We start from the raw sequence: 25,460 nt of genomic DNA on the forward strand, positions 1-25,460 counted from the left end.
AGGTGTGCCACATTGGCAAGAGCCGCAGCCGCTTCCGGCACCTTGGCAGCGTCGGGATGAACGCATCCTGCCGCTGTGGTGGGACCGCCTGTGCTCCGTGACCAGCCCGCAGTCGGCTGCCCTGTACGCCGCCGGACTCTTTACCGATGACCGTCGCCGACCCATTGCCCAGTGGTACAACCCCGAAGCGGACGCCGCGCTCCTGGTCGCCCCGGAGACTTCGCCCGAATGGCCCGTGCAGCGCTTCGGCATTTTCTACGCCCCGCCGGGCGGTGGCTTCACCCGTGTCTACTCAGCGCCCCACGAATGGCATCCCCGGGAACCCCGGACTCCGCCCACCGAGCAGGATTCGTTCCTGGCCGCGGTGGCCGAGGCCGCACGTTTCCTGCAAGTGGAGATGGATTTCGTGTAAAAAAGCGGACCCCGCACCAGCTGTGAAGCCGGTACGGGGTCCTGATGCTCCTCCGACTGGACTTGAACCAGTAACCCTTCGATTAACAGTCGAATGCTCTGCCAATTGAGCTACGGAGGAATGAAGCGGTTATGACTTTAGCAAAGGTTCTACCGGAATGCGAAATCGGCGGCGCGTACCCCTCAGGGGTATAAAAATACCCCCGTTCCGAAGATCCGAAACGGGGGTATTGCACGCTCCTCCGACTGGACTTGAACCAGTAACCCTTCGATTAACAGTCGAATGCTCTGCCAATTGAGCTACGGAGGAATGAAGCGGTTACTAGCTTAACAGGGGCCTGCCGGAAAACGAAATCGGCCCTTTAGCCGTCCGAACGCAGCGCCCTGCGCTCCATTTCGAGCTGCATCAGCTCCCGGTTCAGCCGTTGGAACTCTTCGGGGTTGGCACCTGCGTCCAACCGCTGCAACTGTCCCATCTTGTCTGCTTTGATCCTGGTGATCTGCAATTCGAAGAGACGGGCCAGGATGTCACGGCAGTACCGTTGCATGGCTTCGGCAGTGCTCGCCGGCAGCGGCGTCACCGCCAACTCCGAGACCAGGGGTCTCAAAGGCTCGGGGACTTCCTGGCGGACCTGCTCCACCCAGGCCACAGGGTCCTCCGAGTGGGCCAGGCCGGCAGCCCGCACGGCAGTGTGAACGGCCGCGTAGGCGGGAGTAGTAAAACGCGAGGCTTCGAAACGCTCCCAGGCTCCCCCACCCAGCACGCCCGGCTCCTGGAGGACCACTTCCAGGGCCTGCCGTTCCATGGCGGCTACGGGGTCCCGTGGGTCGGGGCGCTGAAAGACGGGACCGCTCGACGCCGGTGCTGCCGCCGTCGTCGTTGCCGGACCCGGGGCGCCGGCCGCGCCGCCGCCGGAAGCGGCTCGCTTGGCAGCTGCCCCCACATAACCGCTGACTTCCTCGATGGGCATTCCCAACCAACCGGCCAAGTTGCGCGTGTAGCCGGGTCGGGTAGCCGAATCCCTGATCTGCGCCACCACAGGAGCAGCTTCGCGGAGGGCAGCCACACGGCCTTCCACGGTGTCCAGGTTGTGCCGCCGGAGCGTGGCCCGGATGGCAAACTCGAACAGCGGCTTGCGGGTGCTGATGAGTTCGCGCACGGCAGCATCACCCTTGAGCTGGCGAAGATCACAGGGATCCGCTCCGGAAGGTTCCACTGCCACGTAGGTCTGGGCGGTGAAGCGCTGGTCTTCCTCAAAAGCCCGTAGGGCAGCTTTCTGGCCGGCGGCATCGCCGTCGAAGGTGAAGATGACTTCTCCCCCGCTGCCGTCGTCCGAGAGCAGCCGCCGGGCTACCTTGATGTGCTCGGTACCGAAGGCAGTACCGCACGTGGCCACCGCCGTCGTGACCCCGGCGAGGTGACACGCCATGACGTCCGTGTATCCCTCAACCACCACCAGTTGCCGCTCTTTGGCGATGTTCCTCTTGGCGATGTCGATCCCGTAAAGGACCTGGGATTTTTTGTAAAGGGTGGTTTCAGGGGTATTCAGGTATTTGGGGCCTTGGTCCTCTTCAAAGAGTTTGCGGGCACCAAAGCCGATGGTGTCCCCCGCGATGTCCCTGATGGGCCAGATGAGCCTGCCGCGGAAGCGATCATAGATCCCCCGGTTTCCTTCGGAGAACATCCCTGTGAGCTTCAACTCAGCATCGGTGAACCCGCGTCCGCGGAGGTGCTTCAACAGGGCGTCCCAGCCTTGGGGCGCGTATCCCACGCCGAAGTGTTCGGCGGCGGCGCGGTCGAAACCGCGGCCGTCCAGGAAGTTGCGCCCTTCTGCCGCTCCGGGTGTCAGCAGCTGGGCTCGGAAGAACTCATCGGCGATCTTGTGCGCGTCCAGCAAGCGCTGGCGCTTACCCACTTCTTCGCGGCTGGGACCGGTCCCTCCGTCCTCGTAGCGCAGCTCGTAGCCGATCCTGGCCGCCAGTTTTTCAGCGGCCTCGTGGAACGAGCTATGGTCCATTTTCTGGACAAAGGAGATGGCGTCCCCGTCTTCGCCGCAACCGAAGCAGTGGTATCTGCCCACTTGCGGGCGAACAGTGAAGGAGGGTGAGCGTTCATCGTGGAAGGGGCAAAGTCCCTTGAAACTGCCCAGCCCGGCGCCCTTGAGTGTGACGTAGCCGTCAACGACTTCCTTGATATCCGTGCGCTGGCGTACTTCGTCAATATCTTCACGTTTGATCAGGCCAGCCACGTCACCATCCTAGTCGCTTGCCCCGGAAGTCCCCGCCGTTAACGCGAGCGGTCCGAGGGCTACCAGAGCGAGGGAAGGCTGCCCACGAGCCGCTCATACATGGCCAGTGCGGAGACGTCCGTCAGCGAGGCAACTTGGTCGATCACTACGCGCAGCCGCGCGCCGTCGTCGACGGCGTCCCGCCAGTCCGCGGCGAACATCGGCTCCAGGTGGCGGTCACCGGTAGCGTTCAAAACGCCCACCAATGCATGAAGCACTTCGCGTTGGCGTTCGTACACCGGTTGGCGGTGATCAGTGGAGATGACAAAGGTGGTGGCCAGACCCTTGAGGACCGCGATCTCAGTGACGGTGTCCTCGGGGACCATAAGTTCGGCGTCGTACCTGGTCAGGTTTGCCGGTCCGAAATGGGCACGTGTTGTCTCCATGGCGCTCTGGCAGAAGCGGCCGATCAACTGGCTGGTCATGTCCTTCAGGGCGGCCATGGATTTCCGGCTGCCGTCAGCTTCGCGGACCCACACTTTGGTGGCCTCCAAGCGGGCCAGGGCAGCATCGATTTCAGCGGGATCATTGTGCGGCAAGTACCACTGCTTGGTGTAGCCCACCACGCGCGCCCGGTGGTCCGGGTTGTCCATCCATTTGAGCTGGAAATGGCCGGCGACGATCGCATCCTCAACGTCGTGGACCGAGTACGAAATATCGTCGGCAAGGTCCATCACTTGGGCCTCGATGCAGGAACGGTTGCCCGGGGCGCCTTCACGGAGCCACTCGAATACCGGAAGATCATCTTCGTAGGCGCCGAACTTGCTGGTGCGGTGACCATGGATGACCGGGGCGTCGACGGCGGACCACGGGTATTTGGAGGCAGCGTCCAGGCTGGCGCGGGTCAGGTTGAGTCCTGCCGGCCTGCCGTCCTCGGCGAGCACTTTGGGTTCCAGCCTGGTCAGCAGCCGCAGGGTCTGGGCGTTGCCTTCGAAGCCGCCAATGGTGTGCGCAACTTCGTTCAGCGCGGACTCGCCGTTGTGACCGAAAGGCGGATGCCCCAGATCGTGGCTCAGGCATGCAGTATCCACGACGTCCGGGTCACAGCCCAAGGAGCGGCCCAGCTCACGGCCCACCTGTGCCACTTCCAGGCTGTGGGTGAGCCGGGTCCGGACAAAGTCGTCCGTGTCCGGGGCAACTACCTGCGTTTTGGCACCGAGCCTGCGCAGTGCCGACGAATGCAGGACCCTGGCACGATCCCGTTCAAAATCGGAGCGATAGTTGCTTTTGCGCGGCTCTTCAACCCACCGCGCGGAATCTGCCTCGGCGTAACCGGGGATGGCCAGCACAAAATCGTGGGCCGTCCCGTCGTGGCCAAGTATCGCTTCGGTTCCCATGAGTATCTGCCTCCTTCAAGCGCCGGGGTGTGGAGCTTCTTGAGCCAGTCTTACACGTGTGAGGCTAGCCGCCCGAAACGTCCAGCTCCGCGGCTGAGATATCCGCGCTCTGTTCGGCGTTCAACTGACGGCTCACCAACCAGTCCTTGGGCAGGGCCGGCTTCTTGGGCGAGCCTGCGCGGCCGCGCGGGCCCTCGGAGTCGACGCCCGGGTAGGGCGAGTCCATGTCCAGTTCATCAAGGTATTCGCGCAGCACCTCAAGGGTGGGCACGGTGGCCAGCTTGGCGCGGAGTTCGCCACCCACAACATAGCCCTTGAAGTACCAGGCCATGTGCTTGCGGATTTCGCGAAGCGCCTTGTATTCGTCGTTGCCGAAGGTCTCCACCATCAGCTCCGCGTGACGGTACACGCCCTCGGCAACTTCCCGGAGTCCGGGACGGTGCCGCTGGTCGCTGCCCTCGAAAGCTGCCTGGAGGTCTCCGAACAGCCAGGGGCGCCCCTGGCAACCACGGCCCACCACCACACCGTCCACACCGGTTTCCCGAACCATGCGGACTGCGTCCTCGGCCGACCAAATATCGCCGTTGCCCAGAACCGGGATATCCGGCAGGGCTTCACGCAGGCGGGCGATTGCGGACCAATCGGCCTGACCGGAGTAGAACTGCGCGGCGGTCCGTCCATGAAGGGCCACGGCGGCCACACCTGCGTCGCGGGCAATCCGGCCGGCGTCGAGGTACGTCAGGTGGTCCTCGTCGATGCCTTTGCGCATTTTGATGGTCAGCGGGATGCCGCCCTTGGAGGCTTCCTTGACTGCTGTATTGACGATTGAGGTGAAGAGATCGATCTTCCACGGCAGCGCCGAGCCGCCACCGCGCCGGGTGACCTTGGGCACAGGGCAGCCGAAGTTGAGGTCAATGTGATCGGCCCGGTCTTCTTCCACGAGCATGCGCACGGCGGCACCCACGGTCACCGGATCCACGCCGTAGAGCTGCACCGAACGGACTTTCTCGTCCTCATCGTGGGAGATGATGCGTAATGATTCCGGGGTCCGCTCCACCAGGGCACGGGAGGTGACCATCTCAGCGACGTACATGCCGCCGCCGTATTCACGGCAGAGCCTGCGGAAGGCCGAGTTGGTGATGCCGGCCATGGGGGCAAGGATCACGGGGGTGTCCACGGTGATCCCGCCCAGCTTCAATGGCGGCAGCTCAAGCTTTGGTGCGGGGGGCGTTGCTACAACAGTCACCTATCCATTGTTGCAAATCCGGGCAAATCGGCCGACAGCCTACAGAATCCCGCACTTGTTCCGCTCAGGTGCGCGCAGTACAGCGGGCGTGGCGAACAAGAGCGGGCTTGGGCTTACGTGGCGTCGCCGGTGCCTCCGCGCCGCTCCGCTTCGCGCTGGGCCCGCCGGCTACCCGGGCGTGCGGGACTGCCGGGAGCGTCAAGGCGGGCACCGGCGTCGTGCTCATCTTGCATACCGGAACCCACGACGGCGGCAGCTGCGGCCAGCGAACCGGTGTCCTTAAGCTCATCCGCGGTTACGGTGGGCCCGCCCGCCGCTGCGAGGCGCTTCATTCCGGTGGCCTTCACCACCAGGACGGCAATGAGCGTTGTCACCGGAATGGCAAGGACCAGGCCAATTGACCCCACCAGTGTGCGGATGACTTCCTCGGACAATTCCGCGCTTGTCAGGGCTTCGGCAAGTGGGCGATCGTAGAGCATCACGATGATGAGGATCGGAAGTGCTGCGCCGGCGTAGGCAAAAGCAATGGTGTAGACGGTGGAAGCGATGTGGTCCCGGCCGATCCTCATTGCCGAGGAGAACAGCTTGCGGGCGCTGGTGTGGGGTGCCAGTTCGTAGAGTTCCCACACCGCGGAGGACTGCGTGATGGTGACGTCGTTGAGGACGCCCAGACCGGAGATGATGAGGCCGCAGAGGATGATCCCGGAGATGGAGATCTGCGGTGACATGTTCACCAGCGTTGAGGCGTCATGGTTGCCCACACCAGCCAGATTGGCGGCGTCCGTAGCCCACGCCGCCAACAGTGCGGTGATACTGAGCCCAAAAATGGTGCCCAACAAAGCCGTGGATGTTCGCGCCGAGAAGCCATGCGCGAAGTACAGGACCCCGATCATGATCACCGTGGACCCCACCAAAGCCAGCAGGAGAGGCGGCTTGCCCTCCACCAAACCCGGCAAAATGAAGCTGACCAGCACAAAGTACGCGCCCACCAGGCCAAGGAGAGCCCGGAAACCTCGCCAACGGGCCACGGCGATGACAACCGCCGCGTACAGGACAGCCAAGAGGGCTATGGGAATGCTGCGGACGAAGTCCACAAAAACGTAGGCCGGCGCGCCACTTCCCGCGTTGGTTCCCTGGACGGCAGAGAGGTTGAGATACCTGATGGAGTCCCCCACATCCACGCCGTGGGACATGGCGACGTCGGGGTTGATGACAACCTTGACCACGTCACCGCCCTTATCCGGTTCCGTAAAAGCAAAGGTGCACTGGGATCCGCCCGATTGGCTGTTCTGGCCGGTGCTGTTTTGGCCAGTGCCGTTTTGGCCCGTCTGCGTGCAGTTTTCCACCACCACGCTCTGGATCCGGCCGGTATCGAACGTCACCCCCGGGGCAGCTTGGTAAGGACTGGAGAACGTGATGCCCTCGCGGCTGCCGGAGGGCCACATGACCATCATGGCCACGAGCGTCAGGACGCCCACAGGGACAAGAATGGCAGCGAGAATCCAGTTGGCCCTTTTCCGCGACGCCAGAGCCTGCGCAGTTGGCTCGGAATTTTCAGAATGACCGTGGGAGTGACCGTGGCCCATCAGCAGCAAAACCTCATGACCTTAACCCTACGCGGGACCACGGCCGCAGCAGATTCCGGCCGGTTAAAGCGAAAGATCCCGTGTTAAAAGCGAAAGATCCCGGGCTGCCCGCATGATGCGGGCAGCCCGGGATCCTGCGCAGAAAATCCGGTTAGTCGCTGACGATCAAGGTGTCTGCACCCTGCACGTGGGCTTTCCCCGATTCCAACAACGGATCAAGAACCGTGCGCAGTGCGGTCATGGATTCATCAACTTCCAGCAGCACGGGGTGCTGATACGCAATGAGCGCCAAGAGGTCCCGCACAGCGAAAGCTGCTTCCTCGGCGGAGAGCCGGGGATCGTGTCCCAGGAAGACGTCCGAAGGTTCGTCGGAGCCGCCTTGGGCGTAGCTGATGGCAAAGGCCTGAATCTTGCCCTTGCGGCTGGCCGGAACTCCTTGGCCGAAAGCACTCTCTTTGGGTGCACGCAGGACAATCGCCCCGTGGGCGCCCGTCAGGTCATGCAGGAACAAACGCTGCACCGTGGCAATGCTGAGTTCACCCGGGCTGTCCCAGTGGTGGACATGCGTGTAGTAGTTGCCCACCACCTCGCTCAGCTCCACCGAACCGGTAGCCAGGTCCTCCACGCGCTCGGAAGCGGCTTCCTCGGAACCGTCGCCGAAGCGCGGCAAGGACAGCGGTTCCGGCTTCACCACCACCAGCTGGGAACGCTGAATGGGGGAAAGTCCAGCCGCCGCAGCAAAGGCCGCACCGGCAGTATCCGGCTCCACTTTGCTTCGCAGCTTCGAAACGCCCGACGGCGAGTTGCCGGCTTCGCGGCGCAGCATGGTCAGCAGGGTAGCTCCCACGCCTTCACGGCGGTGATCCTTGGCAACCTCCACGTACGCCCAGAGACGTTCCGGGTGCAGCGACGCCTCATGGACCACACCGGCAGCGACCGGAATCCGTACACCGTCCACAACGTCCTCGGCCACGATGCAGCGCCGCCACGGCTGGTTGCTGGAGGGCGCCAACGCTGCACGGAACTGCTCCGCAGGCAGGGTTTCCGGGCCGCCCCAGATTTCCAGCAGGGCGAGGTCGTCGCCCTCTTTCCATTCGCGGTAATCCAAAGCCACGGCTAGGCGCCGATCAGGCGTGCTGCCAGGTAGCCCTCAACCTTGTCCAGGGACACGCGTTCCTGGCTCATGGTGTCGCGCTCGCGAATGGTCACGGCCTGGTCTTCCAAGGTATCGAAGTCCACTGTGATGCAGAACGGGGTACCGATCTCGTCCTGGCGACGGTAGCGGCGGCCGATGGCACCGGCGTCGTCGAAGTCGATGTTCCAGTTCTTGCGCAGCTGTGCGCCCAGTGCCTTGGCTTTCGGGGAGAGGTCCTCGTTGCGGCTCAGCGGCAGAACGGCGGCCTTGACCGGGGCAAGGCGCGGGTCCAGCTTCAGCACAGTGCGGACATCGACGCCGCCCTTGGCGTTGGGTGCCTCGTCCTCGGTGTACGCGTCAATCAGGAAGGCCATGAAGGAGCGGGTCAGGCCGGCGGCGGGCTCGATCACGAACGGTGTGTAGCGCTCGTTGGTGGCCTGGTTGAAGTAGCTCAGGTCCGTGCCGGAAGCCTTGGCGTGGGTGGAAAGATCGAAGTCCGTGCGGTTGGCGATGCCCTCGAGCTCGCCCCACTCGGAGCCCTGGAAACCGAAGCGGTACTCGATGTCCGTGGTGCCCTTGGAGTAGTGGCTGAGCTTCTCCAGCGGGTGCTCGAAGAAGCGGAGATTGTCCTCACGGATGCCCAGGTCCGTGTACCAGGACATGCGTTCCTTCATCCAGTACTGGTGCCACTCTTCATCCGTGCCGGGCTCGACGAAGAATTCCATCTCCATCTGCTCGAATTCCCGGGTACGGAAAATGAAGTTGCCCGGCGTGATTTCGTTGCGGAAGGACTTACCGATCTGGCCAATGCCGAACGGGGGCTTCTTCCGGGACGTGGTGAGGACGTTGTTGAAGTTCACAAAAATGCCCTGGGCGGTTTCCGGACGCAGGTAGTGCATGCCTTCCTCGCTGGCCACGGGGCCGAGGAAGGTCTTGAGCAGGCCGGAGAATTCCTGGGGCTCGGTCCACTGGCCGCGGGTACCGCAGTTTGCGCAGACAATGTCCGCCAGGCCGTTTTCTGCCGGGCGGCCCTTCTTTTCCTCGTACTCTTCTTCGAGGTGGTCGGCACGGTAGCGCTTGTGGCAGGAAAGGCACTCAACCAGGGGGTCGGAGAAGACCTCCACGTGACCGGATGCTTCCCATACCTGGCGGGGAAGGATGACCGAGGAATCCAGGCCCACAACGTCCTCGCGGCCACGGACCATGCTCTGCCACCACTGGCGCTTGATGTTTTCCTTCAGCTCAGCACCGAGGGGACCGTAGTCCCACGCCGAACGGGAGCCACCATAGATTTCACCGGCCTGGAAGACAAAGCCCCTCCGCTTGGAGAGGGAAATGACCTGGTCAAGGACGGATTTTGCTGCCATGGGTAACTCCATTTGTTCTACAGGGCCGCTGGGTGCGGTCCGCGGTGGTTAGCCCCGAATCCGGACGAGGGTGTCCGGCGGGGATACTGGGGGAAAGTTTGTTGATTCCTACCCTACCGGCCTTTGGAAGGGACTCTTCGTGCGAAAGCGCCCTTGGGCCAGGGCAGCGTGGCCACGATGATCGCGGCGAGCGTCAGGACCGTACCCAGCACGGTGGGCAAGGCGACCACCGCCCCGGGGCTGGGGATCACGACGTCGAGCACCAGCGATCCCACCAACTGCCCGGCGATCATGCCCAAACCGGTGATCAGGACCCCCAGGCTGCGGACCAGCAGGGCCGCCAAGCCAATGAAGAGGCAGCCCATGGGGCCACCGAGGTAGTACCACCACTCGCCGGGCAGCGGATTTCCCGGCCCGGCAACAGCCAGCTTGATGATCCATGCAGTCCAAAGGATGACTGACCCGGCAATGAAGTTCACCAGAGTAGCTGCGATCGGCGTTCCGTAGTGCACTGTTGCCGTCCCGTTCATGGCCTGCTGGAAGCTCATGAAGAAGCCGGCGGCCAGCGGCAAGAGAACGGGCAGGACGAGCGAGGCGACGTCGGCGTCGCCACCGAACCGCGGCGAGACAGCCCAAGCTACGGCGGCAACGGTGAGGACACTGCCCAGGACCCGCACTCCGGTAATGGCGCGTTTCCCGCCGGGGCCGATGCCCATGCGGTCCACCAGTAGGCCACTGAGCGTTTGTCCGGTGACGGCCGCGACCGTGAACAACGCGACACCCAGCAGTGCCACCGTGAACGACTGGGCAAAGACGAACAACGCGCCGATGGCACCGGCCATCACATAGAAACGCGGGAAACTGCGGTTCCGGACGGCAGGAAGAATGCGTTGCAGGCCGGCCCTTCCCCTGGGCGTGGCAAGAGAGATTGCGGTAATGACAAACAGCCCTGTGGTGAAGCTCACCACAGAAGCGGCGATGCCGTCGTCCAGTTTTGCACCCAGGGCCCCGTTGATCCTGGCTTGAAGCGGGATGACCAAGCCGGTGGCTACGGCAATAGGGAGGCCAATGACCAGCGGAAGGGCGGGACGGGGAGAAAGCTGCGGCACCGTCACCACACTACTTCAGGCATCATTGCTGTATGAGCAACCCCGAAATTGAAGAGATCCCCATCCGCGACGACATGATCCGCCTGGGCCAGCTGTTGAAGCTCGCCAACCTGGTGGAGGACGGCGTTGAAGCCACGGAGCTCATCAAGAACGGCCTGGTTAAAGTCAACAACGAAATTGACGATCGCCGCGGACGCCAGCTCCACGTCGGAGATACCGTCACCGTCAACGGTCAGACGGTCCGGATCATCGCCGCCTGAAACAACGCGGGGTCACTTATGGCCCCCTATCGGGCGATTAAGGGTGCCAAAGTGACCCCGCGTTGCTTTTACTAGGGAGTCAGGACTTTGTGGGTGAGGAATTCGCCCACGTGTCCGATCTCCTGCTGGTTGATGCCGTGCCACATCCCTGTGTAGAGCACCTTGGTGAGGTCAACGTGCTGACGCACCCAGCCCATGGTGTATTCGATCTTGTCCTGGGTGATGACGGGATCCTGCTGGTCACGGCCCCAGAACAACGGCAACGAACCGTCCAGTTCGTCATCCCGGAAGGCTGCGTCAGCGCCGGCGTCGATCACAAAGCCTGAAAGCCCGACGACGGCGGCGAAGTCCGCGGGACGGTAGCGGAGCATGGTGGTGGCCATGGCCATGCCCATGGAGAAGCCCAGCAAAGTCACCGATGAGTGGTTCGCTTTGACCGTGTCCAGCCATTCAAGGGCGTACTCGGCCGCGTGCTTCACAGCTTCCAGTGAGTAGTCGATGGACGCAGTCAGGGGGAACCACGTGAAGCCGGGTCCCATGGCCATGGGCGCCCGAAGGGCGGCCACCACAAAGGAGTCGGGAAGCAACCCGGCCAGGCTGAAGAGATCGTCCTCGTTGGAGCCGTATCCGTGCAGCAGGACCAGGAGGGGCTTGCCCGCGCGCTCGGCTTCGTCATGGGACCACAGAACAACGGGGGCTGGAAAGTTGGGTGCTTCAGTCATGGCTCCATTCTTGCAGTTACCCACAAGTAACAACCTACGGTGGCGTAGGGTCGTCGTCACGGTGCAGGATATGAACGTGAGTGAGAACAACCGTTTACTGAAGCCGGGCGAGGCCGTTCAAAAGCACCCGTGGACCCGTTATGTGGCACTGGGTGACTCCTTCACCGAGGGCATCGGAGACCCCGAGCCCCGGAACCCGGGCGGCAACCGTGGTTGGGCTGACCGCGTTGCAGAGGAGCTGGGCCGTGGCCTGGAAGACTTCGCTTATGCCAATCTGGCCATCCGGGGCAGGCTGCTGCAGCAGATCATGGATGAACAAATCGGCCCCTGCTTGGAACTGCAGCCGGACCTCGTGTCCATTTCAGCCGGCGGCAATGACCTCATCCGACCTGGCGGCGACCCCGATTTGTTGGCCGAAAAGCTTGACGCCGCCGTTGCTGAGTTAAGCTCCGACGGCGCTACCGTGGTGCTTTTCAACGGTCCGGATACGGCATCATCTGTCTTGGGGCGCATCCGCGGCAAGGTGGCCATTTACAACGAGAACCTCCGTACGGTGGCTGCACGCCACGACGCCATCATCGCGGACATGTGGTCCTTGCGGCAGCTCGCGGACACGCAAATGTGGGATGCCGACCGGTTGCATTTCTCGCCGCTGGGCCACCACACCATCGCCATGATGGTCCTTGATGCATTGAACGTCCAGCACACGCTTGAACCCCTGATGCCCAAGTCCCTGCCGCCACGCACCTGGCGTGAGGCGAGGTCGTCGGACCTCGTGTGGGCCCGCGAGTACTTTGTGCCGTGGGTGATCCGCCGGCTTCGTCACCAATCCTCCGGCGACGGCATCACGCCAAAACGCCCGACGCCGGGACCCGTCTTCGGCTCCACCGGCACCATGCTGCCTCGCCGCTGAAGTGACCGGCCGCCCTGTGAATTACCTCCGCTGTCATGAACCTGCACTGTGAATTCCCCCGCGACAGCTGACAGCTCGCTGCCAACGGAGAGCATCCGCCGGATGCGACTCCGGCGGCAACAGTTGCGGCCTCCCCACGCAGGAAGTCCGCCGGATGCAGTCCGCAACCTCCTGGCAGTCCAGTCACAGGAGTTCCCTTACGCGAGGTGGACGCTCGCACAGAGAAGCTCCGCCAACGATTCACCGATTGTCACGGCCTCAGACGTTGAGCGGGACGTAGCTGACGGGATTATTTTGCGGACCCATATCCTCCGGCCCACGTGGCACTTTGTGCACCGGGACGATCTCGGCTGGTTGATGGGATTGTCCGCAGATCGCCTCCATCAGGGCAACAAAGGCATGTACCGCCAAACAGGTGTGGATGAGGACGCCGCCGCCAGAAGTGGCCACATCCTGGCTACTGCCGTGGCGGGCGGGGCCCACAAGACGCGCGAGGAACTCGCCGAAGTCCTGGGACAGGCCGGTTTTCCCAGCAAAGGCCTTGGCTTCGTCTACCACCTCATGCATGCCGAAATCAGCCGCGTCCTGGTCAGCGGGTCCCCCGTCCGGTCCTCAGGCGGTGCTTTGAAGCAGACGTACGCCCTCTTCGAGGAACGCGTTCCGGGCTCGACTCCCACGCCGCCAACCCCTGAGATCCGCGACTATTCCCTTGGACAGTTGACGCTCCGCTACTTCAGCAGCCGTGGCCCCGCAACGGTCAAGGACTGCGCGGCATGGTCCGGACTGACCATGAAAGATGTAAAGCGCGGAATACAGGTAGCCCAGGACATTTCTCCCGGCAGCCTGGGCACCATTGAGCTTGAAGGGATTCAGTATCATCTGGCTGCCGAGGAGGTTGAGTCTCTGGCCAACGAACACCCTCTGGCGGTTAAGGACCCTGCGCTCCCCCGCGTCGACCTCATCCAGTGCTACGACGAATACGTGATGGGCTACTCACAGTCCCGGCACTTCCTCGGCGGCGTAGCGCCATACTTCCCCGAGGACAACGGACCTATGCACGTGGTCTTGCTGGACGGACGCCTGGCCGGATGGTGGCGGCACGGATTCTCCGGCGGAGCCTGCCAACTGGATGTCCGAATGAACCGTCCGGCAACTGCGGCAGAACAGGGCGCCCTGCAAAGGGAGGTGGAACGCTACGGCCGGTTCCTGGGCATGGAGACCACGCTGCTGTGACGTGACGGGACCGGCCCATGCCGGCAGGACTAAGCTGGGATAAGACCTAGGAGGCCTGCACTGTGAACAATCTGATCTTCTGGATCATCGTCTGCTCGTGGCTGATTCCCCTCGGAATCCGCATGTACAACCGCTCCAGGGCGCGTCGGATCCAGAACGGGAACTTCCCCGGCCCCGGCTATCCGCAACAGAATCTGCCCGGCCCCGGGTATCCGCAACAGTACCCGGGACCGTATGACGCTTCGCAGGGCTACCCACCGCAGCAGTTCCCCGGACAGGGCTACCCACAGCAGCAGTACCCGGGATACCCGCCGGAGCCCACCACCATCCGCCGCGCAACCGACGCCCCGCAGTCCGGGCCGCCGTCGAGCCCTTCCTCGCCCAGCCCCTTCCCCTCAGCGGGCGGTTCGGAGCCGCAGGGCTACCGGGCGCGCAAGCTGGCAGAGCTGGACGCGAAGTTCAGCAACGGCGAGATCGCCATGGAGGATTACATGCGGCAGCGCGGCGAGATCATGAATGGCTGAACTGCCTGCACCTGACCTGCCGTGCGTTTGACCAGGTTGGCAGTTCGGGAGTTTAGGCGAAAAAGGCTTCGCGGAGCTGCGCTGAGAGCTGGCCGATTTCTGTGAGGAAGCCATCATGTCCGATTGGTGCCTCAATGACGTGAACCGGCACTTCTCCAGGGAGCGCAGCGGCGAGTTCCCGTGACTGGGTCGGGAAGTAGAGCCTGTCGCTGTCCACTGCCGCCACGAAAAATTCGGCCGTGGTGCCGGACAATGCCTGTTCCAGCGAGCCGCGCCCCCTGGCGATGTCGTGGGACATCAGGGCTTCAGTGATGGCGATGTAGCTGTTGGCATCAAAGCGTCGGACCAGTTTGGTGCCCTGGTGGTCCAGATAGCTTTCCACTTGGTAGCGTCCGCGCTCCCCCAAGACGGCGGCGGCGAGGGGAGTTTCCTGATGTTGGGCTTGCCGGCCAAAGCGAAAGTCCAGTTCCAATGCCGAGCGGTACGTGATGTGGGCGATGCGCCGGGCCAATGCCAGGCCGTGCTCCGGCGCGGAACCGCCGTAGTAGTCTCCGTTGTTGAAATTCGGATCCTGCCTGATGGCCAGGGTTTGGGCCTGGGCAAAGGCAATCTGCTCGGCTGTGCTGTAGGCGCCCACCGAAATGACGGCGCAGCGCTTGACCCTGTTGGGGAATGTCACCGCCCATTCAAGGGCGCGCGCGCCGCCCATGGATCCGCCCAATACAGCGTGCCAGGCATCGATTCCCAGGGCATCGGCGAGGCGGGACTCGGCTTCCGTGCTGTCGCGAAGGGTGACCAACGGGAACCGCGAGCCCCAGGGACGTCCGTCCGGTGCTTGTGATGACGGGCCGGTGCTGCCGTAACAACCGCCCACTATGTTGATGGAGATGACGAAGAACCTATTGGTGTCGATCGTGGCACCTGGCCCAACCAGCTGCTCCCACCAACCTTCTTCGTCCGTGGCTCCGCGGGCTACATGCGTGCTGCCCGTGAGCGCATGCTGGATGAGCACAGCATTGGAGGCATCGGCGTTCAGCTGCCCCCAGGTCTCGTAAGCAAGGACGACGTCGGGAAGGAAACCACCGGCTTCAAGTTCCAGCGGCCCGATGCCGGCGTACTTGACGGTTCCGTCTTCTTCTCCGGATTTTGGAAGGGCTGTAGCAGTAATGGTCATTCCTTTGACACCTTAACCTCGCGCTTGCCCGTCGCCTTGCGTGCGAACAGGCCAGGTCTTCACCCGGGGCACCCCACCGCGGAGGAGGGTTGCCGGCCAGCAAGCCGGGGCTGTGTGCTGGCACTCATGACCTAATACGAAGAGTCTAGGAAACACAGGGTGGTTATGGCGAAGAATGTGACAACACTGTGACGGTTTTGGGGCTCTTCGTTCACAAACGAGCACCCTTAACTGCCGCCCGGCGAATAATCGTCGGCGCGGGCGGCAGTCAGGTCAGTGCATTAACGCGAGGGATCAGGCGCCCTTGGCGGCCCGGAAGCCGGCCTCAAGGTCCGCGATGATGTCATCCACGTGTTCGATTCCGACGGACAAGCGCACCAAGCCGGGGTTGACGCCGGCAATGATCTGCTGTTCCGCCGTCAACTGGCTGTGGGTGGTGGACGCCGGGTGGATGACCAGCGAACGGACGTCACCGATGTTGGCAACATGCGAGTGCAACTCCAGTCCGTCCACGAACCGCTTGCCCGCTTCCACGCCGCCCTTGATGTTGAAAGCAACGATTGCGCCCGTACCCTTGGGGCCGTACTTCCGCCCGCGGTCGTACCAAGGGCTGGACGGCAGGCCCGCATAGGCCACCGACTCGACGTCGTCGTGGGCTTCAAGCCACTCAGCCACCTTGGTGGCGTTGGCAACATGGCGCTCCACGCGCAGGCTCAGGGTCTCCAGGCCCTGGGCAATGAGGAAGGCATTGAACGGGGACACAGCCGAGCCCAGATCGCGGAGAAGCTGGACGCGGGCCTTGAGGATGTAGGACAGGTTGGCACCCAGGGCGCCGTCCTTGCCCAAGTCCCGGGCGTACACCAGGCCGTTGTAGCTGGGATCCGGGGTGTTGAAGCCGGGGAAGCGCTCCGGGTCCTTGCCGAAATCGAAGTTGCCGGAGTCCACAATCACGCCTGCAATTGCGGAACCGTGGCCACCCAGATACTTGGTGGCAGAGTGGACCACAATGTCCGCGCCCCACTCGATGGGACGGATGAGGTAGGGCGTTGAGAGGGTGTTGTCCACGATCAGGGGCACGCCTGCCTCGTGGGCCGTGCGTGCGATGCCTTCAATATCCAGCACGTCCTGGCGGGGATTGGAGACAACCTCGCCGAAGAACAACTTGGTGTTCGGCTGAACGGCGTCACGCCACTGCTCCAGGTTGTCCGGGTCCTGGACAAACGTGACAGAGATGCCGAACTTCTTCAGGGTGTGCGCCAGCAGGTTGTAGGTTCCGCCGTAGAGGCTGGGGCTGGCCACGATGTGATCGCCGGCTTCGGCGATGTTCAGGATGGCGAAGGTCTCAGCCGCTTGGCCGGAGCTGAGCAGGAGAGCCCCGAGCCCACCCTCCAGGCTGGCGACCCGTTGCTCCACGGCGTCCTGCGTAGGGTTGCCGATGCGCGTGTAGATGGGAGCAAGTTCGGCCAGGGCAAAGCGGTTGGCAGCGCTCTCGGCGCTGGGGAACACGAAAGACGTGGTTTGGTAAATCGGGAGCGAGCGCGCTCCGGTGGCGGAATCAGGCTCCTGCCCTGCGTGGATCTGGCGGGTTTCGAAAGACCATCCTTGGGACATGGAGTTCTCCTGTTCGTGGCGCATGGGTTTGGCAGACAATGTGGTGCAGCCGGGTTGGGGCCAGTCTAGGAAGAGTCCGGAGACTAAGACAGCTTTATGACGTCGGGGGAATCTTTCGGTCCCTGAACGTCGTTTCATGACGCCCATAGCGAAAGTTGCACACATCCCATGTTGGTTAGGCTTGACTTAGCTGAGACCCCGATCACAAAGTGCCAAGATGAAGCCATGCGCATGGATCACGTCTCTTACGCCTGTGAACGAGATGGCCTTTTGGCCACTACCGAACGAATTTCCGCGGCATTGGGAGTGGACGCTGTCCGGGGCGGAGTGCACCCGCGCTTTGGCACCCGGAACATGATCATTCCCCTTGCGGATAACAAGTACCTGGAAGTGGTGGAGGTCCTGGACCACCCCGCTTCTGACAAAGCACCCTTTGGCCAAGCTGTCCGTGCACGCTCGGCTGCCGGTGGCGGTTGGATGGGCTGGTGCGTCGCCGTTGACGACCTCGCCCCGTTTGAAGACCGCCTTGGCCGCTCCGCTGTTCCGGGCAACCGCAAGTTCCCCGACGGCCGCGAACTGGTATGGCAGCAGATTGGTATCCTCGGCTTGATCGCCGATCCCCAGGTGCCCTACCTCCTCAAGTGGGAAGGCGACCCGTCGTTGCACCCGTCCAGGATCTACGAGAGTGACGTCAAGATGTCCAGCCTCACCATTGCGGGCTCGGCTGAACGTGTCACGGAGTGGTTGGGCGAGCCGGTGGAAAAGCCGCTTGAGGATGTTGCTGTCCAGTGGATGGCCCCGCATGGGACTCCGGGCATCATGTCAGTAACTTTCGAAACCGCTTCCGGAGCTGTCACCATCTGAGAAGTTCCATCCATCCGGGCTGGCTCCAACCCTGAGCAGCCGTGTCCGGGCTAATCTTCGGCCGCCATCAGCGGGTGCCAATGACGTCACCCACCGATGGCGGCCGGATACTTTTAACCACCACTGCTAGCCCAGGCCTACTGCCTTGCCGAACAGGCTGAATCCTACGAACGCCACAATGTCCAGCAGCGCGTGGGCAATGACCAAGGGCATCACGCGCTTGGTTTTTGTGTAGATCCACGCGAAAACCAAGCCCATCACCACGTTCCCTATGAACGGTCCGAAGCCTTGGTACAAGTGATAGCTTCCGCGCAGGAGAGCACTGACCACGATTGCTGCCGGCGCGCTCCACCCGAACTTGCCGAAGCGGTCCAGGAGGTAGCCCACCACGATCACTTCTTCCACTATCGCGTGGCGCATGGCGGAGAGGATGAGCACCGGCACCGTCCACCAGTAGGAGTCCAGCCCACTGGGCACAATGGCGGTGGTGATTCCCAAGGCACGGCCGGCGGCGTAGAGCCCGAGTGACGGGATGCCAATCGCAGCAGCCAGGCCAACACCTTGGAGGAGGTCTTTGCCGGGCCGGGCAAAGTTGAAACCCAGCCGGGCAAATGCTGAGGCGGCCACGCCATCCTTGGCGCCGGGAAGGTAGGTGGACAGGAAATAGAAAACCAAGGCAACGGGCACCAGCGCGAACACGATGTCCAGAAGTTGATAAGTGAGGTCAAAGTACTCGCGGGTGCTTTGGGATCTGTTCAGCGTTGAGGTGGCATCAGCCAAGGGTGCCCGCGACATCTTGTCCAGCAACTGCACCACGGAGTAAACGGCCGACTGGCCCAGGGACAAGCCCAGCACAATAAGTACTTCGGCTCGCAGACGGCGGCGGGAAGCAAGGAACATGTACCTATCTTGCCCTTACTACCTGCCACTTTGCCGGGAACCGCACACCTTGCCGGACCACACGTGGGAGCACCCTATGCTTGGTGGGATGGGCGCCCCTGAGAGAATCTTCATGATCCGGCACGGACAGTCGGCCGCTAATGCCGACACCACCATCTATAACCGCGTGCCGGACTACCGGATCCCCTTAACGGACCTGGGAGTGGAGCAGGCGCGAATTGCCGGGGAGGACTTGCGCCTAAAGCTCGACGGAGAGCAAGTGTGCGTCTACGTCTCCCCGTACCTGCGCGCCTACCAAACCCTCGAAGCCATGAACCTTGGCTCATTGGTGGAGAGGGTGATCGAGGAACCACGGCTTCGCGAACAGGACTGGGCCAACTTCCAGATCGCCGGGGACATCGAGGACCAGAAAGAATTGCGCAACCTTTACGGCCACTTTTTCTATCGGTTCCGTGAAGGTGAGTCCGGCTCGGACGTCTATGACCGGGTGTCATCTTTCATGGAGACACTTTATAGGCATTGGCAGAAACCCACCTACGCTCCCAACACGCTCCTGGTGACGCACGGGTTGACCATGCGCCTGTTCTGCATGCGGTGGTTCCACTGGACGGTGGAATACTTCGAGTCGCTCAACAACCCGGACAACGCCGAGTTGCGCACACTGGTTAGGAACGACGACGAGCAGTACAGCCTGGATATACCGTTCAGCCAGTGGGTGCCCAGGGAAGTGGACGACTCGGTGCTGCACGCCCCACGGATGCGTTTCTAGGTGTCCCTGAACAGCCTCAGCCGGCTGGTGCGACGATGACTTCCGTTCCTTTGGCTTCAAACGCAGCTTTGTGTTCGGCGCTGATACCGGAGTCCGTGATGAGGTGCCTGAAATCGTAGCCTGACATGGCCGCAAAGGAACGGCGGCCCACTTTGGAGGAGTCGGCCACAACGTAGGATTCCGTGGCCCGGCGTGCCATCACGGTGTTGACCATTGCTTCACCTTCGTCGGTGATGGTGGGTCCAAGATCCGGATCCACCCCGTTAACGCCAATAAAGGCAATGTCCAAGGCAACTTTTTGCATGATGACGTCCGTGTAAGGACCCACCAGCTCGTAGGAGCGCGGGTTGAGGATCCCGCCGGTGACCATGATTTTGATGTTCGGGCGGACCGCCAGCTGCGAGGCGATGTTGATCGCATTGGTCACCACGGTAAGGGTGGGCCGGTTTGAGGGTGCGTTGAGGTCCTCGCGGGTGGACAGCAGTTGAGCCAGCGCGGTGTTGGTTGTCCCGCCGCTCAGGCCAATGACTGCCCCGGGCCGGATCAACGCCGAAGCGGCCAGGGCAATTTCCTGTTTGGCCTCAGCATGGTCATCACGGTTGTAACGGCCGGGGAGGTCGTATGCCACGGAACCGGTAGTGGCACCGCCGCGGGTCCGGCTCAGCAACCGCTGCTTGGCCAGGCTGTCAAGATCCCTGCGTGCCGTGGCAGGGGAGACGCCCAGGCGTGTCACGATGTCCTCGACTTCCACATGGCCGGACTCGGCCAGGAGGTCGAGTATGGCGGTCAGCCGATCGGTGCGGGTCATGACGAGCCTTTCGCGGGTTCGAGCTAATTCGCTTTGGCGAACAGCGTCAGCATACGTGCGGACTCCAGCACAAGGGCATCCCGGCCGGCCTTGATGTATTTCCGGGAATCCACCACTGCAGGGTTGGCATCGAGATACTCACGGACGGCGCGGGTAAAGAACCCGTTCAAATGTGTGGATACGTTGATCTTAGTCATACCCGCGCGGATAGCAGCCATGAGCATGTCATCTGTCACACCGGAAGAGCCGTGGAGGACCAGTGGCTTTCCCACCGTGGTCTTCAGCCTGGTAATGAGGTTCAGGTCCAAGGCGGCATTGCGTTCGGTCATGGCATGGGATGAGCCCACCGCCACGGCGAGTGCGTCCACGCCTGTTGCCTCGACGAATGCGCTGGCCTCGGCGGGATCTGTTCTGACGCCGGGAGCGTGGGCTCCGTCCTTGCCACCCACTTTTCCGAGCTCCGCTTCAACATAGACACCGCGCTCGTGGGCGTAGGTGGCGACCCGTTGTGTGACTTCGACGTTGAATTCGTACGGCAGATGTGCGCCGTCGTACATGACCGAACCGAATCCCAGGTCCACGGCGGCGAGCGCCAGGTCTTCGGATTCTGCATGGTCCAGGTGGAGCGCGACGGGGACGGCAGCCGAACGGGCAATCGCCAGGGCGGCCGCTGCAATGGGTTCGAGTCCACCGTGATACTTGGCGCAGTTCTCCGAGATTTGCAGGATCAGCGGAACGCCGGCTGCTTCCGCCCCGGCCACCAGGCCTTCGGCCGTTTCTATGTGGATGATGTTGAACGCGCCCTGCCCCGTGCCCGCGGCGGCAGCCCTGTCCATGAGTTCGCGTGTATTGACCAGTGTCACCGGGTCTCCTCCCATGCCACGATCAATGTGTCCTGAAGCTCCTGGTAACGCGGCGAGATTTCACCTGCGGCCGGCATGAGCACAGCTGCTGCAGACCACGCGGTGGCCCGGCGAAGAATCTCCCGCGGCTCGGTGATGCCTTCGGCGAGTGCGACGGCGGCAGCCGCCACACCGGCGTCGCCCGCCCCTGTGGGGTTGCCGCTGAGCGCTTCGGGCAGGCGTGCGCTCCAGTAACCGCCCGGGGCGGCGTGGTCGAAGGCGAGCATGCCGTCCGCGCCGGCGCTGACCAGGACGGTGCGGGCACCCATGTCGATCAGCGCGAGGGCGGCCGCTTCAAGGCTGGACTCCCCCGTCGCCTCGGCGAGCTCGTGATGGTTCGGCTTGAGGATGTCGGCGCCGGCTTTGGCTGCGGCGATGATTCCGGGGCCGGAGGTGTCGATGATGGCCGGGATGCCGGCGTCGTGAGCCAGGCGTACCAGTTCCGGATAAAAGTCCGCGGGCGCGCCCGGCGGTAGACTTCCCGAACCCACCAGCACGGAGGCTTGCAGGTTCCGGTTTCCGCTCACGGCCTCAACCACGGCCATCCGGAGGGAGCGCCAGTCGTCCGGCAGAAGTGCTTGGCCCTCTTCATTGAAGATGGACGTTTCCCCCGCAACGGTGTCCACCAGGGCGATGCTGCGCCGGGTCTCGGCCGCGACTCCCACCAGCGTGTGCGGCACGCCGCTGGTCCATAGTTCGGCCGCCAAGGTCTGCCCTGCCGCACCGCCGGTGGGGGCAATGGCGAGCACGGGGTAGCCGAGTTGGTGGGTGACCCGGGCTACGTTGATGCCCTTACCGCCGGCCCGGCTCAAGGGCGTTGGCACTCGGTGGCTTGAACCCTCGGTGATCCCGTGGACGGTGTAGGTCATGTCAATTGCAGGGTTGGCAGTGACGGTGATGATGCGGTTCACATCGGCTCGCTTCAAGGTGTGCCTCCCAATCGTGTTTCTTCCAGTCGTGTTTCTTCCGGTCGTGCGGCTTCCAGAAGTGCCCGGGCGTTCAGGGCCGCGCCCAGCAACCCGGCGTCCTGTCCCAACTGGGCACGGATGAGTTGGGGCCTGCGCTGGAAGTCCAGCATTCCGTCAACACGTTTACGCAGCGGCTCAAGCAGATCGTCTCCGGCTTCAGCGAGGCCTCCGCCCAGTACCACGGCTTCAGTTCCGATGATGTTCACGCATTGGCAGATGGTGAACGCCAGGGCATCAACGGCGTCAGCCCAGATCCTGGCAGCGATTGAATCCCCTGCGCTCGCCCGCAGAAGAACGCCGCGCGCACCGTCAACCCTGTTTCCCGAAGCCCTGTGATACCGCTTGGCAATGGCTCCGGCTGAGCCTACTGCTTCCAAAATGGTGGAGCCGGTGGTGCCGTGTCCGGCGTCGGGGTCCGGAACCTGGGCGTGGCCCAGTTCGCCGGCGAAACCGCCGGCGGTAACAGCCTTGCCGCCTGAGAACACAGCTGCGGCAATGCCGGTTCCCACCACCATCACCACAACGTCCCTGTACTCTTTGGACCCCCCGAAGCTGTGCTCCACGGCGGCAGCGGAACGGACATCGTGATCAAAGGCAACGGGGATGCCCAGCCGCTTTTCAGCCTCTGCGGTGAACGGGAAGTTACGCCACCCGAGGTTGGCGGAGTAGACGCCCACTCCTGCCACTGAGTCAACGATTCCGGGGACGATGATTCCCGCCGCTTTGGCAGGGGCCTGAGGGAACTCCGAGGCCAACTCGTCTTTCAGTTCAGCGAGCCTGTCAAGAACAGCTTCGCCCGGGCGGGCCGGGTCCAACGGCGTGGGGACGCGGCGCATGCCCAGGACGGCCCCCCTTGCATCCACCAAACCAGCCTTGATGTCTGTACCGCCAACATCGAAGGAAAGGACCGCTGATTCCGCGGATCCGAGAACCATGATCGGTGCCTAGGCGGAGGCGTCGAGAATAACGGAGCGCGTCAGGTTGCGGGGTAGATCCGGATTCAGTCCACGAACGCGTGCGCGCTCCAGTGTGACTTTGTGGACACGTGCAAGTTCAGCCAGCGGATGCTTTTCCGTGTGGATGTAGAGTGCGCCGGTGACGGCCATGTCACTGTCAAGACCCTCGGGCTGGGCTCCGAACAGCCAGGTGACACGTCCGGGAGCCGCAATGGAGATAGGGCCGTGACGGTATTCCTTGGCAGGGTAGGACTCGGTCCACCCTTGCACGGCTTCGCGCATCTTCAAGCCGGCCTCGTGGGCCAATCCAACGGTCCAGCCAGTACCAAGGAAGGTGAACTGTTCGGCATCCAGGAGTTCCTCGGAGACCGGGGCAGTCACCGCGTCGCGGGCATCGTCGATAGCCTGCTGCACATCGATGCCAAGGCTGGACAGCATGTACACCAGTGCTGTGGTGGCGAAGCGGGTCTGCACCACGGACCGCTCATCGGCATATGGGAGTCCAATCACCACGTCTGCCAGCTCGACGATCGGCGAAGAAGTGTCGCCGATGATCGCAATGGTGGGGACGATCCCCTTCAACTCAGCCAGAACCTGCAGCACCTCGGTGGTGGTGCCTGACCGGGTGATGGCCACAACGGCGTCGTATTGCCGGCCGGCGCTGTTGCTGTTGAGGAAAGCCTCGGACGCGGCGAATGCATCTGTGACCCCTTTGCCGGTGGATTCGCGGGCGGCGGCGTAGCTCTGAGCCATGAACCAGGACGTGCCACAGCCGATGACGGCAATGCGCTGGCCGTCCGAAGGAAGCAACTGTTCCAAGTGGGCCTGATCCACCGCGCGCTGCCAGACCTCGGGTTGGGAAACCAGCTCTTCTTCCATGAAGGCGCCCAGTGTGTTCTCGCTCATCGTGTTTCCGCTCCCGCTCAGCTAATGACGTTTTCTGATCTATAGAAACACTAAACGATCATTTTCGATCTCACAAGGATCATCCATGGGTAAAGACCGATCAACTCTGCGGGACCATCCCGTCCCAAACCTCAAACGAAAGGAGGGCGGTGTTCCACTCGGAACACCGCCCTCCCCAGCCTCCCAAAGAAGCCAAATTTTCGCCGTCGGGTCTTTCGCTAGACCACGCGCACACCCGCCCGCCACACCCCATGAGTCAGCGGGATCCCCGGACGGTATGCAAGATGCGTGGCCGACGGCGCCTTGAGCATGTGCAAGTCCGCCCGATGTCCGACGGCGAGCGAACCCACCGCCCGTTCGCCGTCGACGTCGTTACCGGACTCCCTGCCCAGCGCCAAGGCGCCGCCATACGTTGCCGCACGGACGGCCTCATGGACGCTCAAGTGCATCTGGAGGACGGCCGTGGTGACGCAGAAGGCCATGGAACTGGTGTACGAGGTGCCTGGGTTGCAGTTGGCAGCCAGCGCAATCTGCACTCCGGCGTCAATCAGCTCACGGCCCGGCGCCAAGGGTTGGCGGGTTGAAAGATCGCAAGCAGGGAGACAGGTTGCAGTGGTGCCCTTGGTTCCCTGGCCTGTGGCGGGGTCCCACCCGGCCCACGTTCCTGCGAGCGCGGAGATGTCCTTGTCCGAGAGGTAATTCACGTGGTCCACGCTTGCAGCCGCGAACTCAACAGCCAATGCCACGCCCGGCCCCTCACCCAACTGGTTACCGTGCACCCTCAACCCCAGGCCGGCGTCCCGGGCAGCCAAGAGAACACGCCGCGACTGGTCTTCGGTGAACGCGCCGCGCTCGCAGAACACATCAGCCCAGCGGACATGCGGCAGGACGGCATCGAGCATGGGGCCGCACACCAGATCCGTGTATTCCTCGGGATCAGAACCTGCGGGCACCAAATGAGCCCCAAGATAGGTGACCTCGTCCACTTCAGCTGCAGCGATGCGGGCGCTGCGAGCCTCATTCTTGACATCGAGTCCGTAGCCCGTCTTGCTCTCCAGGTATGTGGTTCCCTGGGAGACTGCTTCAGCCACACGCTCCCGCACAAGGCAGGTGAGTTCCTGGTCACTGACGCTACGGGTGGCGTCTGTGGTCACGGCGATTCCCCCGGCACTGTAGCTTTGGCCGGCCATGCGGGCTTCAAATTCAGCTGTGCGGTCCCCTGCGAAGACCAGATGAGAGTGCGAATCCACCCAGCCGGGCAGGACGGCGCGGCCCTCGGCGTCAACGCGTTGATCGGCTGGCGGGGCATCCTTGCTTGACCCCACCCAGGCAATGCGCTCGCCCTCGATCACCACGGCTGCATCCTTCAGGACCCTGCATTCGAGGTCCTGGGTCATCAATTCGCCGATGTTGGTGATCAATGTGGCAGGCCCGGCGCTGCTTTGCCCGTTCGTGTTTCCGCTCATGAGCC

23 protein-coding genes, 2 tRNA genes, 1 pseudogene and 1 riboswitch are annotated in these 25,460 nt (G+C 63.0%); of the genes and pseudogenes, 7 read left to right on the forward strand and 19 right to left on the reverse strand.

Going from position 1 to position 25,460, the window contains the following annotated elements; genetic code table 11:
* Nucleotides 1-4: 4 nt before the first annotated feature.
* Nucleotides 5-412: a hypothetical protein gene (locus tag BACI9J_RS14460; RefSeq protein WP_159734986.1), complete on the forward strand. Its 408-nt coding sequence runs from the start codon at nucleotides 5-7 to the stop codon at nucleotides 410-412.
* 47 nt (nucleotides 413-459) lie between these two features.
* Here BACI9J_RS14460 and BACI9J_RS14465 read toward each other — a convergent pair.
* From BACI9J_RS14465 to BACI9J_RS14505, 9 genes are all read right to left on the reverse strand, one after another.
* A tRNA-Asn gene (locus tag BACI9J_RS14465) sits at nucleotides 460-532 on the reverse strand.
* Nucleotides 533-648: 116 nt separating this feature from the next.
* Nucleotides 649-721 (reverse strand) — tRNA-Asn (locus BACI9J_RS14470).
* Between the two features lie 52 nt (nucleotides 722-773).
* Nucleotides 774-2,660, reverse strand: a complete 1,887-nt coding sequence (gene dnaG, locus BACI9J_RS14475) for a DNA primase (RefSeq protein WP_159734987.1) — start codon at nucleotides 2,658-2,660, stop codon at nucleotides 774-776.
* A 59-nt stretch (nucleotides 2,661-2,719) separates the two neighbouring features.
* Nucleotides 2,720-4,036 (reverse strand): deoxyguanosinetriphosphate triphosphohydrolase, encoded by a 1,317-nt coding sequence (locus BACI9J_RS14480; protein ID WP_159734988.1) that lies wholly within the window; start codon nucleotides 4,034-4,036, stop codon nucleotides 2,720-2,722.
* A gap of 64 nt (nucleotides 4,037-4,100) precedes the next feature.
* Nucleotides 4,101-5,282, reverse strand: a complete 1,182-nt coding sequence (gene dusB, locus BACI9J_RS14485) for a tRNA dihydrouridine synthase DusB (protein WP_026541475.1) — start codon at nucleotides 5,280-5,282, stop codon at nucleotides 4,101-4,103.
* Between the two features lie 113 nt (nucleotides 5,283-5,395).
* Nucleotides 5,396-6,868 (reverse strand): YibE/F family protein, encoded by a 1,473-nt coding sequence (locus BACI9J_RS14490; protein WP_159734989.1) that lies wholly within the window; start codon nucleotides 6,866-6,868, stop codon nucleotides 5,396-5,398.
* 151 nt (nucleotides 6,869-7,019) lie between these two features.
* Complete coding sequence (locus BACI9J_RS14495) at nucleotides 7,020-7,982, reverse strand: GNAT family N-acetyltransferase (protein WP_159734990.1); 963 nt, start codon at nucleotides 7,980-7,982, stop codon at nucleotides 7,020-7,022.
* Between the two features lie 2 nt (nucleotides 7,983-7,984).
* Nucleotides 7,985-9,370 carry a glycine--tRNA ligase gene (locus tag BACI9J_RS14500; protein ID WP_026541472.1) on the reverse strand — a complete coding sequence of 462 codons (1,386 nt, stop codon included), beginning with the start codon at nucleotides 9,368-9,370 and terminating at the stop codon, nucleotides 7,985-7,987.
* Between the two features lie 113 nt (nucleotides 9,371-9,483).
* On the reverse strand, nucleotides 9,484-10,488 hold the full coding sequence (locus BACI9J_RS14505; RefSeq protein ID WP_159734991.1) for a DMT family transporter: 1,005 nt from the start codon (nucleotides 10,486-10,488) through the stop codon (nucleotides 9,484-9,486).
* Nucleotides 10,489-10,511: 23 nt separating this feature from the next.
* On the opposite strand from BACI9J_RS14505, the gene BACI9J_RS14510 reads away from it, so the two are divergent.
* Entirely contained in the window at nucleotides 10,512-10,739 is a 228-nt protein-coding gene (locus BACI9J_RS14510; RefSeq protein WP_024820256.1) for an RNA-binding S4 domain-containing protein, read from the forward strand.
* A gap of 71 nt (nucleotides 10,740-10,810) precedes the next feature.
* Here BACI9J_RS14510 and BACI9J_RS14515 read toward each other — a convergent pair whose 3' ends face one another.
* On the reverse strand, nucleotides 10,811-11,461 hold the full coding sequence (locus BACI9J_RS14515) for an alpha/beta hydrolase (RefSeq protein ID WP_159734992.1): 651 nt from the start codon (nucleotides 11,459-11,461) through the stop codon (nucleotides 10,811-10,813).
* Between the two features lie 70 nt (nucleotides 11,462-11,531).
* On the opposite strand from BACI9J_RS14515, the gene BACI9J_RS14520 reads away from it, so the two are divergent.
* From BACI9J_RS14520 to BACI9J_RS14530, 3 genes are all read left to right on the forward strand, one after another.
* A complete protein-coding gene (locus BACI9J_RS14520; RefSeq protein WP_159734993.1) occupies nucleotides 11,532-12,374 on the forward strand; it encodes an SGNH/GDSL hydrolase family protein in 843 nt (280 codons plus the stop codon).
* 102 nt (nucleotides 12,375-12,476) lie between these two features.
* Nucleotides 12,477-13,607: a winged helix DNA-binding domain-containing protein gene (locus BACI9J_RS14525; RefSeq protein ID WP_159736486.1), complete on the forward strand. Its 1,131-nt coding sequence runs from the start codon at nucleotides 12,477-12,479 to the stop codon at nucleotides 13,605-13,607.
* Nucleotides 13,608-13,669: 62 nt separating this feature from the next.
* Entirely contained in the window at nucleotides 13,670-14,131 is a 462-nt protein-coding gene (locus BACI9J_RS14530) for a hypothetical protein (protein WP_159734994.1), read from the forward strand.
* A 52-nt stretch (nucleotides 14,132-14,183) separates the two neighbouring features.
* Here BACI9J_RS14530 and metX read toward each other — a convergent pair whose 3' ends face one another.
* Together metX and BACI9J_RS14540 are read right to left on the reverse strand one after the other, a co-directional pair.
* Nucleotides 14,184-15,305 (reverse strand): homoserine O-acetyltransferase MetX, encoded by a 1,122-nt coding sequence (gene metX / locus BACI9J_RS14535; RefSeq protein WP_159734995.1) that lies wholly within the window; start codon nucleotides 15,303-15,305, stop codon nucleotides 14,184-14,186.
* A 15-nt stretch (nucleotides 15,306-15,320) separates the two neighbouring features.
* A riboswitch (SAM riboswitch) is annotated at nucleotides 15,321-15,437 on the reverse strand.
* Nucleotides 15,438-15,599: 162 nt separating this feature from the next.
* The gene (locus tag BACI9J_RS14540; protein WP_268891966.1) at nucleotides 15,600-16,940 is read right to left on the reverse strand and encodes a bifunctional o-acetylhomoserine/o-acetylserine sulfhydrylase; all 1,341 of its coding nucleotides are present in this window, start codon (nucleotides 16,938-16,940) and stop codon (nucleotides 15,600-15,602) included.
* A gap of 201 nt (nucleotides 16,941-17,141) precedes the next feature.
* On the opposite strand from BACI9J_RS14540, the gene BACI9J_RS14545 reads away from it, so the two are divergent.
* Nucleotides 17,142-17,780 (forward strand): VOC family protein, encoded by a 639-nt coding sequence (locus BACI9J_RS14545; protein WP_089594306.1) that lies wholly within the window; start codon nucleotides 17,142-17,144, stop codon nucleotides 17,778-17,780.
* 126 nt (nucleotides 17,781-17,906) lie between these two features.
* Here BACI9J_RS14545 and BACI9J_RS14550 read toward each other — a convergent pair whose 3' ends face one another.
* A complete protein-coding gene (locus BACI9J_RS14550; protein ID WP_159734996.1) occupies nucleotides 17,907-18,680 on the reverse strand; it encodes a CPBP family intramembrane glutamic endopeptidase in 774 nt (257 codons plus the stop codon).
* A gap of 112 nt (nucleotides 18,681-18,792) precedes the next feature.
* On the opposite strand from BACI9J_RS14550, the pseudogene BACI9J_RS14555 reads away from it, so the two are divergent.
* A pseudogene (locus tag BACI9J_RS14555) lies at nucleotides 18,793-19,353 on the forward strand (histidine phosphatase family protein); the annotation flags it as partial.
* A gap of 112 nt (nucleotides 19,354-19,465) precedes the next feature.
* On the opposite strand, the gene BACI9J_RS14560 reads toward BACI9J_RS14555, so the two are convergent.
* The 6 genes from BACI9J_RS14560 to hutI all read right to left on the reverse strand — a co-directional run bounded on the left by BACI9J_RS14560 (nucleotide 19,466) and on the right by hutI (nucleotide 25,455).
* Nucleotides 19,466-20,257 (reverse strand): DeoR/GlpR family DNA-binding transcription regulator, encoded by a 792-nt coding sequence (locus tag BACI9J_RS14560; protein ID WP_159734998.1) that lies wholly within the window; start codon nucleotides 20,255-20,257, stop codon nucleotides 19,466-19,468.
* A 23-nt stretch (nucleotides 20,258-20,280) separates the two neighbouring features.
* On the reverse strand, nucleotides 20,281-21,135 hold the full coding sequence (locus tag BACI9J_RS14565; protein ID WP_159734999.1) for a class II fructose-bisphosphate aldolase: 855 nt from the start codon (nucleotides 21,133-21,135) through the stop codon (nucleotides 20,281-20,283).
* A complete protein-coding gene (locus BACI9J_RS14570; protein ID WP_159735000.1) occupies nucleotides 21,117-22,085 on the reverse strand; it encodes a 1-phosphofructokinase family hexose kinase in 969 nt (322 codons plus the stop codon). The genes BACI9J_RS14565 and BACI9J_RS14570 overlap by 19 nt, the downstream gene beginning before the upstream one ends.
* Complete coding sequence (locus tag BACI9J_RS14575; protein WP_159735001.1) at nucleotides 22,082-23,062, reverse strand: ROK family protein; 981 nt, start codon at nucleotides 23,060-23,062, stop codon at nucleotides 22,082-22,084. Before BACI9J_RS14575 ends, BACI9J_RS14570 begins: the two co-directional genes overlap by 4 nt.
* 9 nt (nucleotides 23,063-23,071) lie before the next feature.
* A complete protein-coding gene (locus BACI9J_RS14580; protein ID WP_159735002.1) occupies nucleotides 23,072-23,989 on the reverse strand; it encodes an SIS domain-containing protein in 918 nt (305 codons plus the stop codon).
* Nucleotides 23,990-24,207: 218 nt separating this feature from the next.
* Complete coding sequence (gene hutI, locus BACI9J_RS14585) at nucleotides 24,208-25,455, reverse strand: imidazolonepropionase (RefSeq protein WP_159735003.1); 1,248 nt, start codon at nucleotides 25,453-25,455, stop codon at nucleotides 24,208-24,210.
* Between the last annotated feature and the right edge of the window lie 5 nt (nucleotides 25,456-25,460).

Source organism: Arthrobacter sp. 9V (assembly GCF_902506065.1).
GTDB lineage: Bacteria > Actinomycetota > Actinomycetes > Actinomycetales > Micrococcaceae > Arthrobacter.

Bases quoted from the DNA above. Each gene is read 5' to 3' on its own strand.
- BACI9J_RS14480 (WP_159734988.1), bottom strand. From the start codon at position 4,036: ATGGGAACCGAAGCGATACTTGGCCACGACGGGACGGCCCACGATTTT.
- BACI9J_RS14490 (WP_159734989.1), bottom strand. From the start codon at position 6,868: ATGGGCCACGGTCACTCCCACGGTCATTCTGAAAATTCCGAGCCAACT.
- BACI9J_RS14500 (WP_026541472.1), bottom strand. From the start codon at position 9,370: ATGGCAGCAAAATCCGTCCTTGACCAGGTCATTTCCCTCTCCAAGCGG.
- BACI9J_RS14510 (WP_024820256.1), top strand. From the start codon at position 10,512: ATGAGCAACCCCGAAATTGAAGAGATCCCCATCCGCGACGACATGATC.
- BACI9J_RS14515 (WP_159734992.1), bottom strand. From the start codon at position 11,461: ATGACTGAAGCACCCAACTTTCCAGCCCCCGTTGTTCTGTGGTCCCAT.
- BACI9J_RS14520 (WP_159734993.1), top strand. From the start codon at position 11,532: ATGAACGTGAGTGAGAACAACCGTTTACTGAAGCCGGGCGAGGCCGTT.
- BACI9J_RS14525 (WP_159736486.1), top strand. From the start codon at position 12,477: ATGCGACTCCGGCGGCAACAGTTGCGGCCTCCCCACGCAGGAAGTCCG.
- metX (WP_159734995.1), bottom strand. From the start codon at position 15,305: ATGACCATTACTGCTACAGCCCTTCCAAAATCCGGAGAAGAAGACGGA.
- BACI9J_RS14540 (WP_268891966.1), bottom strand. From the start codon at position 16,940: ATGCGCCACGAACAGGAGAACTCCATGTCCCAAGGATGGTCTTTCGAA.
- BACI9J_RS14545 (WP_089594306.1), top strand. From the start codon at position 17,142: ATGCGCATGGATCACGTCTCTTACGCCTGTGAACGAGATGGCCTTTTG.
- BACI9J_RS14550 (WP_159734996.1), bottom strand. From the start codon at position 18,680: ATGTTCCTTGCTTCCCGCCGCCGTCTGCGAGCCGAAGTACTTATTGTG.
- BACI9J_RS14560 (WP_159734998.1), bottom strand. From the start codon at position 20,257: ATGACCCGCACCGATCGGCTGACCGCCATACTCGACCTCCTGGCCGAG.
- BACI9J_RS14565 (WP_159734999.1), bottom strand. From the start codon at position 21,135: ATGGGAGGAGACCCGGTGACACTGGTCAATACACGCGAACTCATGGAC.
- BACI9J_RS14575 (WP_159735001.1), bottom strand. From the start codon at position 23,062: ATGGTTCTCGGATCCGCGGAATCAGCGGTCCTTTCCTTCGATGTTGGC.
- BACI9J_RS14580 (WP_159735002.1), bottom strand. From the start codon at position 23,989: ATGAGCGAGAACACACTGGGCGCCTTCATGGAAGAAGAGCTGGTTTCC.
- hutI (WP_159735003.1), bottom strand. From the start codon at position 25,455: ATGAGCGGAAACACGAACGGGCAAAGCAGCGCCGGGCCTGCCACATTG.